An 11,468-nucleotide genomic window follows, 5' to 3' on the forward strand; every position below is an offset into this window, starting at 1 on the left:
AAAAGAAGGCATTCCTTTTTAGGAAATAAAACTATAAGAGAATTTGAATTAGATATGTATAACCAGAAACTGGCAGCTTAGTCATTCAACTTAAAGTCCAATTTTTTGTTGCAAGTCCACTTTACTCTTATTATATTTCTTATACACGTAAAAAATATTTCTTATCAATCAAATTCTAAATAAACATTCATCCTTTCTACAAACAATTCACTTAAAAACTATAGGTTCCTTTAGAATTAAGTTTAAAGGGTTTTACTTTATTGTTAATTTTAACTCTTCCTTTTTGAAATGGTTTTCCTTTAATAAGCCCAGCAACAACTTTTCCGTTGTTCCATTTTATATCCACTTCAAATCCACCTCGTGCCTTTAATCCTTTTATTTCGCCACTTTCCCAAACATCTGGTAAAGCCGGTAATAGTTCGATAATTCCAGACTGGGATTGTAATAACATTTCTACGATGCCCGAAACACCTCCCATATTTCCATCGAGTTGAAACGGTGGATGGGTACACAGTAAATTGGCATAAGTGCCTCCAGAATTTTCCATATCCATACCTGTTGCTTCAACCACTTTTAGTAAGTTTTGAAACAATTTATGGGCTCTGTTACCGTCGTTCAATCTTGCCCAAAAATTCATTTTCCATGCACGGGACCAGCCCGTGCCGCCATCGCCCCGTGCTTCAAGCGATACTCTTGCTGCTTTGGCCAATTCTGGTGTTTTTGTCATTGAGATTTGATTGCCAGGATGCAAGGCAAATAAATGGGATACGTGCCTGTGCTTATTATTGGGGTCGTCCACATCTTCTTTCCACTCTTGTAACTGACCCCAGCTTCCAATTTGTGGTGGCAATATATTGTCTCTTACCCTTAAAGCTGTTCGCGTAAATTCATCTTCTATTCCTAATACCTCTGCCGCTTTTATACAATTGTTCAAAACATCCCAAGCGATTTGATGATCCATAGAAGCTCCACTTGAAATTCCTCCGTGTTCGGGAGAATATGATGGCACAGAAACTAACTTCCCATTTTCATCCTCGGTTAAATAACTTATCCAAAATCGAGCCGATTCTTTCATTATGGGAAATGCTTTATCCTGTAAAAACTCTTTGTCATTTGTAAAATCGTAATGATCCCAAAGATGTTGCGAGAACCACCCCGCACCTCCCGGGAAAAAGCCCCAGGGGATTCCCCATCCCGGTGAGGTGTAACCAAAGGCATTGCACATGGTATTGGCCATCCACCCATCAGCATTAAAATAGGCTTTTGCAGCCAGTTCTCCTGGTTTCACAAGACTTTCTATGTAATCTAAAAAAGGTTCATGGCATTCGGATAGATTGGTTAATTCTGCAGGCCAATAAATCATTTGTAAATTAATATTGCTGTGGTAATCGGCCGCCCAGGCTGGATTTGTTGCATCGTTCCATTTGCCTTGTAAGTGCATGGACATGGTATTGGGCCTACTACCAGAAATCATTAAATATCTACCATATTGAAAAAAGAGAGTTTCCAATCCTGTGTCCTGATGGCCATCTGCATAATTTTTAAGTCGGATATCGGTAGGGTCATTGCTAAAATCCGCACCGTGTAAATTAAGGGAAACCCTGTTGAACAGCTTTCCATAGTCCGATCTATATTCTTGTTTTAAATCATTGTAAGAAGCACTATCGGCATGATTCAAGACTTCTCTATTTTCTGATCTAAAATTTGGGTTGTTATAATCTGGATAAGAAAGTTCGAATGCTGTGTCGGCTATATGCACTAAGTTCATTGCCTTTGCGCCTTTCACATATACTACTCCATTTTTATAGGATATATCGCCGTCTGTTCGCTTTAAGGATAGGATGGTTTCAAACCCCATACCGTTATCGGCCACTTTACCTTGGAAGATGTAGTTGTCACCCTCAAAATACTCCCTCACTCTAGCATGTGGGGATCTAAAACGTATTTCATAATCGGTTTTAACATCTGCCTCAAAATGATATACCATAACCTTACTCGGGTAATCTCCAAAATAGGTTCTTTTATAGCTCTTATCACCTATATTGTAACTTACTTCTGCTAGTCCTGTTTTTAAATTCAGACTTCTTTTATAATTGGAAGCTTCTCCTGTATGGTTTACTTTTATAAAAAAATCGCCCATGGTCTGTTGTGCGCCGTAATCCCCAAATTCACTATTATAACGTAATCCTGTTTCTATAGCTCCCGTAAACTTAGCTTTAACCAATTGGTCTGCTTCTCGGGTTTTCCCCTCTTTTAACAACGCTCTTACCTCTGGCAAATATTTATAAGCCCCTTCCTTTATTCCAAAATTGTAATTTGGGTTGGAATCTGGACCACCAGACCATAAGGTGCCTTCTGAAAATTGAATATGCTCTTCCTGTACTCCTCCAAAAAACATGGCACCTATATACCCGTTGCCTATTGGCAGGGCTTCTGTCATCCAATTGGTTGCAGGCTGGCTGTACCATAAGGTTAAGTCATGTTTGTCCTGTGAATACGAATAAATACTAATTAAAAATAGTAAGGCTTTAAATTTCATGTTTTGTTATTTCTCTATAATGTTTAAAAAATTGGTTAGTAAATCAAATTCGGTATCCACAAACTTGGTATCGTACACCTGTACTTCGGTACTGGCAGCCAGTATATCCTGTCTTATTTGTTCTGGGTTGCTATTTTTATATTTTGCTTCTACCCATTTTAGGTATTGGTTATTTTTATCATGTTGTAGTGCCTCTTTCATGAGGTTACCAGCTTCTTGGGTTTTGCTTAGTTTCCCTAATGCCATGAGTTGCAAATACAATTTGGTACTTTCGCTCAAGTACTTGGGCGTACGGTGCTTTGCTATGGTTTCATAAACAGGCTTGGCTTTGGATTTTTTGCCCATTTGTTCTAAGCTATAGGCGATAATAAAGTTATCTAAGCGCTCATCCACATCGTAATGCTTGCCCACGCCTAAATTTTTTGGCCAAAGTTTGGCCTGCTCGGCATAAGCAATGGCTTTTTTATAATTCTTTTTTTGAAGGGCATCGTAGGCGGCATTGATACAGGCATCATGGTACATGGTCCGTCCTATGGTTGCGCCTTCATACGGCAAAACGTTAAATTGTTTTAAAAAGGTAATGCATTCATCGTAGCGCTTCATGCCCATCAACGCTTTGGCATAGTGCATCCCGAATTGCGATTTTTCAGGGTATAGCTCTAAATAGGTTATAGCTTTCTGGGCTGCGGCTTCAAACGCGTTGTTGGCCAAGTGTTGTTCTATGCGTGCCATATTTACCCGCCAGTCTTTGTTATCTAAAGCGTATGCTTTTTCCAGTGCTTGCTCAACAGTATGGGTATCATCTGAAAATAATTTGATTTTTGACAGATAAAAAACAGGGCTATCGGGCTGATTGCCACATGCCTTGAACATGTCTTTTGCGGCTTTCATCAGACCTTTGTTCCAATAAATAAGTGCGATGTAGTACTTTAATTTCCAGTGAGGGTTTTTACTGATCAATTCATTTAACATTGTAACGCTTTCCACTCGATGCGGAAACACCAAATCTATAGGTAATTCAAGTGCTTCTTGTAAATGGACAGTAGTATTTTCAGCATCTAAATGGGCCAACCACAATAACACCATCGGGTGCTTTGGTGCTAGCTTCAATATGGCGACAGCTTCATCATTGCTTCCTAATGCCTGATACTTTAAAGCTAATTCGAGATAGGTTTCATATGGTAGTTCATTGGTAATATACGCTTTGAACTCCGATTCATTCTTTAGTTTTAAAAACATTAATTCAGCGGCAACGAATATATTTGTTGCATCTAATTGGCTAATCTCTTTTAATTTTGATTGTGCCGAAACATTATCTTTTTCTTTCCTATGAATAAAGGCTTGCATTTCAAGGGCACTCACATTAAATTTGTTAAAATGCAACGCTTTATTAATATATGCTTTGGCTTTGTCAAAATTATTTTCATTTAAAAACAGCTTTGCCAATTCTGTGTATGACGCCGACCTATATGCTAAATCTTGGCTGGCTATTGAAAATCCACTCTTAGCTTCATTTGTGTTTCCTAAAATGGTATGTATTAAACCATAATTGTAGTTTGCCAATCCATCGTAAGTATCTATGGCTAGTGCCTTAGTAATATAATCTAGGGCCTTTTCGTATTGCATGATACGATAGTAACTTAACGACAACCGATTTATTTTTGGAACAAAACCAGAGTCTTTTTCATGGCTTTTTTCATAAACTTGCAAAGCTTCGGGATATCGACGTTGTTTTTCCAATTCCAAGCCTTCAATATATAATCCATAAGCTGTTTCCCAATTGAAATCTTCATTGGGAACTATAGGTCTACTAACCAAATTATTAGGGCTATTAGAATTGTAATATAACTTTTTGTTTCCTAAGTTTATTTCTAAATCACTTACATCATCTATAGTTAATGATTCGGTAAACAATTGCAGGGGGTCAAGTTTTACTTTTTTGCTTAAAATGGTTTTACCTTGTGAAATAACTACCAATTCATCGTCTAAATTTTGTAACGCACTTAAAAATAGGGTGATTTGGCCTTTAGATTTTTCGATATTAAAAACCCCATATTTTGAAGCGGCTACCATGCCTTTTGTTTCTTTTAACGGAAACCAATATTCGTGCATCACATCGGTATCGTGGGGCGAAAATTCACGATGTTTAAAAGGTGTGTAGGTGCTACTTGCTGCGGCTTGGTTGAACAGTTTTCCCGATTGGTATTCAATATATTGTCCGTCGGAATCGGTTAACAGGTCTTCCCAAATCATCCCTTGGTCGGAAAGGCCCCAAATCCATATTTTTTTCCCAGGCTTGTCGTCATAAAGACTGTAGTGTCCGAAACCAAAATCATCATCGTGATAATAGCCACCAAAATAATCGGAATAGGAATTTATTACATGATAGGATTTATAGATACCAAAATTGTTCTTTTCATAAAAACTGATTTCTCTCCCTTCATCAATTGGCCATTCACCTATTTCACCTCCATGTCCAATACGTTTGTTCCCTGGATACAAAAACTCCAGATTGCCTTTAGATTTTGCCGCAGCATTCATCCAATGGTAATAAGTCACTGGGACATCAGTATTATTAAACCATGTTGCCTTTGTTTCAAAAAAGGCCTTATTCTTAGGTAGTCGAATCTCTACGTTCCAATTGGTTCGTGATGGTAGATCCAAAGCTCCGACAATACAGGAAACACTACCATCTTCATTCTCCTTAATTCTATAATCCACCGGAGTGGCACAGGTTGGAATGTGTCCTATATCCCCAAAATTATACTCCAGTCCACCAGAAGTCCAAGCGCCTCTCATGGCCACATCCCTAAATTTGACCACATGGTTATAATACATAAATTCTTTGCCTGTAGATTTTTCTATGGCACCCCATATTTTACCACCAATGTCAGGACACACAAATACTTTAATATATTCATTTTCCAAAACTACCATATTCCATTCCTTATCTTCCGCATTATTAGTATAACCATCAAACCTAAAATAAGGATATAATCTACCTATTTGAGGTAACGGACTCGGGTCTGAAAACATATAGGTTTTCATTGAAAATTTTTCTTCTCTTATCGTGGCATTTTGTGAGAATATTGAAGTACTCATTGCCAATAAAATTAGTACTACAAAAAATATTCTTTTAGCATTCATTTAAATTATAGTTTCTGAATTATAAATCCAAAAGATATGGGATTATTACCATCTATGGTGTATTCACTATGGGTTCTGGCGCCCCAAGAATCGTCGCCACCAACACCGTGAACCTTGTAATCTATATTCAAATTGATAAAATTCCTTTGTGCAATTTCATAATCGTGTTTGGCATTTTCCAAATCGTCTTCTGTGTATGGCCAAGCCCTAAAAGACATTGGCTGTAACCCCTTTATTTCAATTCCATTACCTGTGCCATCGCTTAACTTAAACCAACGCACATCAGTTCTGTTAGCATTATCTTGAGGCGATATGTATGGGGTTATAAAGTTACCTAAAAGCATTTTATATTTACTATATAAAGCTCCTGTCTTTCTATCCGCATAACTTTCATGAGGCCCTCGACCATACCACTCTATCTTTTCAAAGGTATTGGGCAACGCCATTCTAAATCCAAATTTTGGAATTAATGGAATATCTGTCGCATTTGGAATATAATCTGCCTCCACTTTTATCTGGGCATTTCCAGTTATTGTGTATTTTAATTTATAAGAAACATCACCCACCGGTAGTTTTAAATCAAAATTTAAGGATACTTCGTTTTCTTTTTGTGATTTTATGACTTCTATATTATTAAGTACTACATTTTTACCAGCTTGCTTCCATGCACCTAATCTTTTTACATAACCGTTTCTTTCTTGGTTATCGTTTGGTGGTTTCCAGAAATAAGGCTCCAATGGATTAACTATATATTCTTTTCCTGCTGATTTATAACTTTCTAATGCCCCATTAGTTTTATTGATAAAAACAGAAAAATCCTTCCCTCTTATTATATGATGCTCGTTTGAAGTTTCAAGAATCAAATTTTCAGAAGCCTTGTTAATGGCACCTGGATAACGAAAGTCTTGTAATATAAATTGTTCCTTGGCTATTGTGAATCCTTTTGGTGCCCAATTAACATTATCGTTTACGTGTGCCGATAGTGTTAGAATATATTCTCCCTCTTCGAATAATGGCTGCAAGGGAATATTTATTGTAGTTGAGTGATTAGGAGCTACAACAACATCTTTAATGTCTCCACTTTCAATAGCATCTCCATTATATTGAAGTTTCCATTTGAAACTAAAAGCTTTAAGGTTTATAAAATTGTAAAGGTTGGTGATTTTAATTGTTCCTTCTTGTAGATTTCCGGCTTCAAACTTTATGGATTGATGTACTTTTTGTGCTTCGTAATAATGTGGATTTGGGGTTCTGTCCGGAGCCACTAAACCGTTAATGCAAAATTCGCCATCATTAGGATAATCGTTAAAATCGCCTCCAATAGTCCAAAATTCGTCGGCATGAAGCCCCAACTGATGTGGGTTTTCTAAATATCTTAAAGGGCTTCCATCTTTCTTTTTTGCCAGACCTTGATCTACCCAATCCCAAACGGCCCCGCCAACGGTATAATCAAAATCATAAAATACATCCCAATATTCCTTAAAATTACCCAGCGAGTTCCCCATGGCATGGGCATATTCTCGCATTAGTATGGGGCGTAAAGTATCACGTTCTGCCACTCTTCTCATGGCATTAGGTGATAAATAGCCTTTGTCCAACATATCAGAAACACTTAAATCACTATCGCAATACACCACTGCTTTAGGAATAATGTTCTTCATACTTTTGGCCATGGCCATCATATTTTGGCCAGCACCTCCTTCATTACCTAAGGACCAAATAATTACAGAAGCATGGTTCTTATCTCTCTCTACCATAGAAACCGCCCTATCTACATGTGCTTTTTCCCATAAAGGATTATCTCCCAATTCTTTATTTCCAATATTATAGCCATGAGATTCTTGATTGGATTCATCCATAACATATATTCCATAGACATCACATAGTTTATACCAAAATGGTGCATTAGGATAGTGACTTGTACGAACAAAATTAATGTTGCACTGCTTCATTAATTTAATATCCAACAGCATGGTTTCTTCATCCACATACCGTCCTGTTCTTGGGTGATGTTCGTGCCTGTTGACCCCTTTTAATTTTACTAATTGACCATTAATTTTAAATAAATTGCCATCAATCTCAACTTCCTTAAATCCAAATTTCCATGGAATGTATTCCAATATGTTCTCTTTAGCATCGATAAGTTGTAAGACCAAGGTATATAAATTGGGTGTTTCTGCACTCCATAACAATGGGGAAATTACTTTCATTCTTAAATCAACAACGGACTCAGTGCCTGCTAAAGTTTTAGGTAAATTTGCTAAAAGTACTTCGCTGCTTTTTTGTAAAACATCTCCATTAATATCATAAACAATAGCTCTAACCTTATGTTTTTTTACCGTTTTAGTCCCTAAGTTTTGAACTTTAACCTTAATGGACAAATCTGAGTCTTTATACTCTTCGTCAAGATCTGTATTTATATGAAAATCCCTAATGTGAACCTTATTCTTTGCCATAAGGGTTACATCCCTAAAAATACCGCTAAGGCGCCACATATCTTGGTCTTCTAAATAGCTTCCGTCCGACCATCTATACACCTGAACGGCGATGGTATTTTCGCCCTCTTTTATATACTTACTTATATTAAACTGGGCTGGGGTCATACTGCCTTGACTGTAACCTACTTTTTCACCATTAATCCACAGATAGAAAGCCGACTTTACCCCGTCAAATTTTATATAAACAGTTTTGTCCATCCATTTATCATCTATTGTAAAGTGTCTTTTATAACTTCCAACAGGATTCCTCAACTTGTAGCTTGTATATTCTTTAGGAGGCTCCAACATGACGTGTGGTTGTTCTTTTTTAAATGGGTATTTAATGTTGGTATAAATAGGTAGACCAAAACCCTGCATTTGCCAATTCCCAGGCACAACAATATTCTCCCAATGAGACACATCAAAATCCAGCTTATAAAAATCTACAGGCCTTTTATCTGGCGAGGATACCCAATTAAACTTCCATGTTCCATTTAAAGATCTTTCAGTTGAAGGCGCTTTAAACAAGAATGCTTTATCTTCGGAAGTATAACTTGAGAAGGTCGCTACCGCAGGTTCCTTATTTATACCTATAACCTCAGTATTTTCATAATCTAATTTAAGTTGTGCCTTTACGCCTGTAAATGTTAACAACACAGCTATTAATACAATCTTAAAATTTATGGTTTTTATTCCTGGTTTCATTATTGTTTTGGTATCAAACATAATATTATTCTTCTTAGTTATTTGAGACTAAAAACAAGTTCCTTTGTCTTATTTTTAAATAATTCTATTTTCCACTTATTATTATATTCGCCTTGAATATGTTTCACTTCTCCCTCACTACACTCTATATTACCTGCCTCATATTTTTCGGGAAGTCTTATGGTTAGCGTTTTATCTATTTTGGAAGTTATTTTCAATTTTAATTCGCCTATTTCCATATTCCAAGCCAGTTCATCGATTTGAACTTGCCCTCTTAATAATATATTATTGATAGCTCCTTTAGACCATTCTTTTGGTAAGGCCGGAATGATATCTATAATATCCTCCCACGCAAATGCCAAGGCATTATTTATAACATCTGGTATGGTTCCTATAGGATCAAAACCATAGCCTTTTTTATTTGGCCAATAAGACATCATAAAACTGGGATAAATGTATTGTTCGGTGGCAAGTCTAGAAAGAACTTCAAATACAACATCCGATTTTCCAAGACGTGCTGCTGCCTGTGCTTGATTCATCATACCATGGGTTATATGGTTGCTATCTGCATTTTCTCTGTTGTGTAGCCAGTTTTCTGTTTTACCATCTAAAGCTTTTGCTGAAGCCTTCCATAATTTAGGATTGGTTTCCATATCGAATTCGCAAAATTGATATAGAGGCAATAAATGGGAATGATGCCTTTGATTGTAAACTTCTTGAGTTCCTGCCGAAGCCCATTCCATAAGTTCTCCTTTTGCATTAATCATATAATCGGGCAATTTATCTATCATCGTTTGCCATTTTATGATGTTTTCTTCCTCTATATTTAAAAGCTTGCACGATTTTATCAAATAGGTTAAAACGGCTTTTGCTACCGATATATCGAAGGTTGAATTGGCATACAAGTAATGGTCTTGCTCAGGTGAATAGGAGATGAAAAATTGATACTTACCATTCTCATCTTCGGTATCCTTTAAAAAATCTTCATAAAACAAGGCATTCTCCTTTAATAAAGGCACTACCCTATCTTTCAGAAATACTGAATCTCCAGTAAACTGGTAGTAATCATAAAAAAAGTGTAACATCCATCCCATTGTGCCAATGGATTGTTCGCCTGGCCATCTGCCCCAATGCAACAAAAGATTGGTGTTTGATGCTCTTGGATTAGATACAATGCCTCTACAGCCATAGAATTTTTCAGCGTTCAAGCGACTGTCTACCAGCCAAGATTCTATAAGTGTAAAATAGTTTTCCATGAGTTCGGGCATATTGCTACTCATAATGGATTGAACCTCCAATTGAAGGTTAGAATCTAAGGTATAATCTCCACTCCATGCCGGTTTCCATGTACCTGTCCAAATGCCTTGTAAATTGGGAGGGTTCTTTCCTGTACTACATATAATTAAATATCTACAGGCATCATACATTTTCTCTGCCAAAGCAGGAGTCAATTGCCCGCTTTGTGCCGCTTGCTGTAATAGCATTTGTGAGGACACTGTTTCAGTTTGGGTTCCGTTAAGGTTTAGTTTTACTCTATGGAACAAATCACCATGTACTTGGGCATGAGGCTTAAGCAAAGTTTCATAGTCTGAAGCCAAAGCATCAAATTTCTTTAAAATAGCTTCTTGCTTATTAGTGGAATAATCACCTGTAAACTTTGGATTTTTAGGGGAGTAGGCCCATACCTCACTTTGCGATTCGGGCAGTGGTGTTTTCCAGTTATCTACTTGCATTACAACCAAAATTTTATCTGCTTGTGAAACCGTTATAGATGATGAATCGTTTATCATTTCCCCTCCAGTTGGAATAACTCTTAACACGTTATCATATCCACCTTTACCATGTACATAGGTAGCATGCGTTTTTATTTCTCCTTTTGCTACTGCCATTTCTGTTTGTATCAGTTCATGGGTTAATTCCATAGAAAACGAACCTCCCACTTTACCCTTAGGCCCCGATATTTCCATAACAATGACATCGTCTGGTCTAGAAATAAACAATTTTCTTTCCCAATGGCCCTCATTGTCATCCCAAGAAACTTTTAATTCGCCAGTTGCAAAGTTTTCTGTTAATTGATAGTTTTTATAAGCTCGTTCTGTGTTATTGATATGAAATATAAATGCGGGGTGAAAAGGATCTGTCCAATCAATTTTTTGCCCTGTTTTTTCAAGTAACATTTGATGTGCCACAGTTGGGCCGTTTACACCAGCTTCCAGAGCTTTTTCCTTTATCTCTGGCATAAAAGGAGCAGCATGTTTAACAAATTCTTTGGTACCCAGAGTTAAGAACATTTCACAATGGTTCACTACGATGGTTTCATTAAAAGGGTTACCGTACATCATAGCACCCATATTACCGTTTCCTGTTACCATAGCTTCTTCCCAAGTAGAAGCTGGCTCGTTACTTTCTGTGCCCTTAAAGGATACAATATTGGTATTGGTCTTACAAGACACAAAAAGTGAGGCCAATAACATTAATATGAGATATCTCATCATCTTTAATTTAATTTCACTAGCGTCCAAAAGTTTTAATTTTAAAGTAGCCTGAGAATCCCGTATTTTAGATTTGTGATAAAAAAATACGAATTATGGGACTCTTCA

The 11,468-nt window shown here is 36.9% G+C and carries 4 protein-coding genes; all 4 read right to left on the reverse strand.

Going from position 1 to position 11,468, the window contains the following annotated elements:
• Nucleotides 1-211: 211 nt before the first annotated feature.
• The 4 genes from K7G79_RS14090 to K7G79_RS14105 are packed head-to-tail and all read right to left on the reverse strand — an operon-like array spanning nucleotide 212 to nucleotide 11,363.
• A complete protein-coding gene (locus K7G79_RS14090) occupies nucleotides 212-2,539 on the reverse strand; it encodes a glycoside hydrolase N-terminal domain-containing protein (RefSeq protein ID WP_223552242.1) in 2,328 nt (775 codons plus the stop codon).
• 6 nt (nucleotides 2,540-2,545) lie between these two features.
• A complete protein-coding gene (locus K7G79_RS14095; RefSeq protein WP_223552243.1) occupies nucleotides 2,546-5,641 on the reverse strand; it encodes a DUF5107 domain-containing protein in 3,096 nt (1,031 codons plus the stop codon).
• Nucleotides 5,642-5,691: 50 nt separating this feature from the next.
• A complete protein-coding gene (locus K7G79_RS14100) occupies nucleotides 5,692-8,868 on the reverse strand; it encodes a glycoside hydrolase family 2 TIM barrel-domain containing protein (protein WP_223552244.1) in 3,177 nt (1,058 codons plus the stop codon).
• 38 nt (nucleotides 8,869-8,906) lie between these two features.
• A complete protein-coding gene (locus K7G79_RS14105) occupies nucleotides 8,907-11,363 on the reverse strand; it encodes a glycoside hydrolase N-terminal domain-containing protein (RefSeq protein ID WP_223552245.1) in 2,457 nt (818 codons plus the stop codon).
• Nucleotides 11,364-11,468 lie beyond the last annotated feature (105 nt).

The sequence above is a fragment of the Aestuariivivens sp. NBU2969 genome (assembly GCF_019931125.1).
GTDB lineage: Bacteria > Bacteroidota > Bacteroidia > Flavobacteriales > Flavobacteriaceae > Aestuariivivens > Aestuariivivens marinum.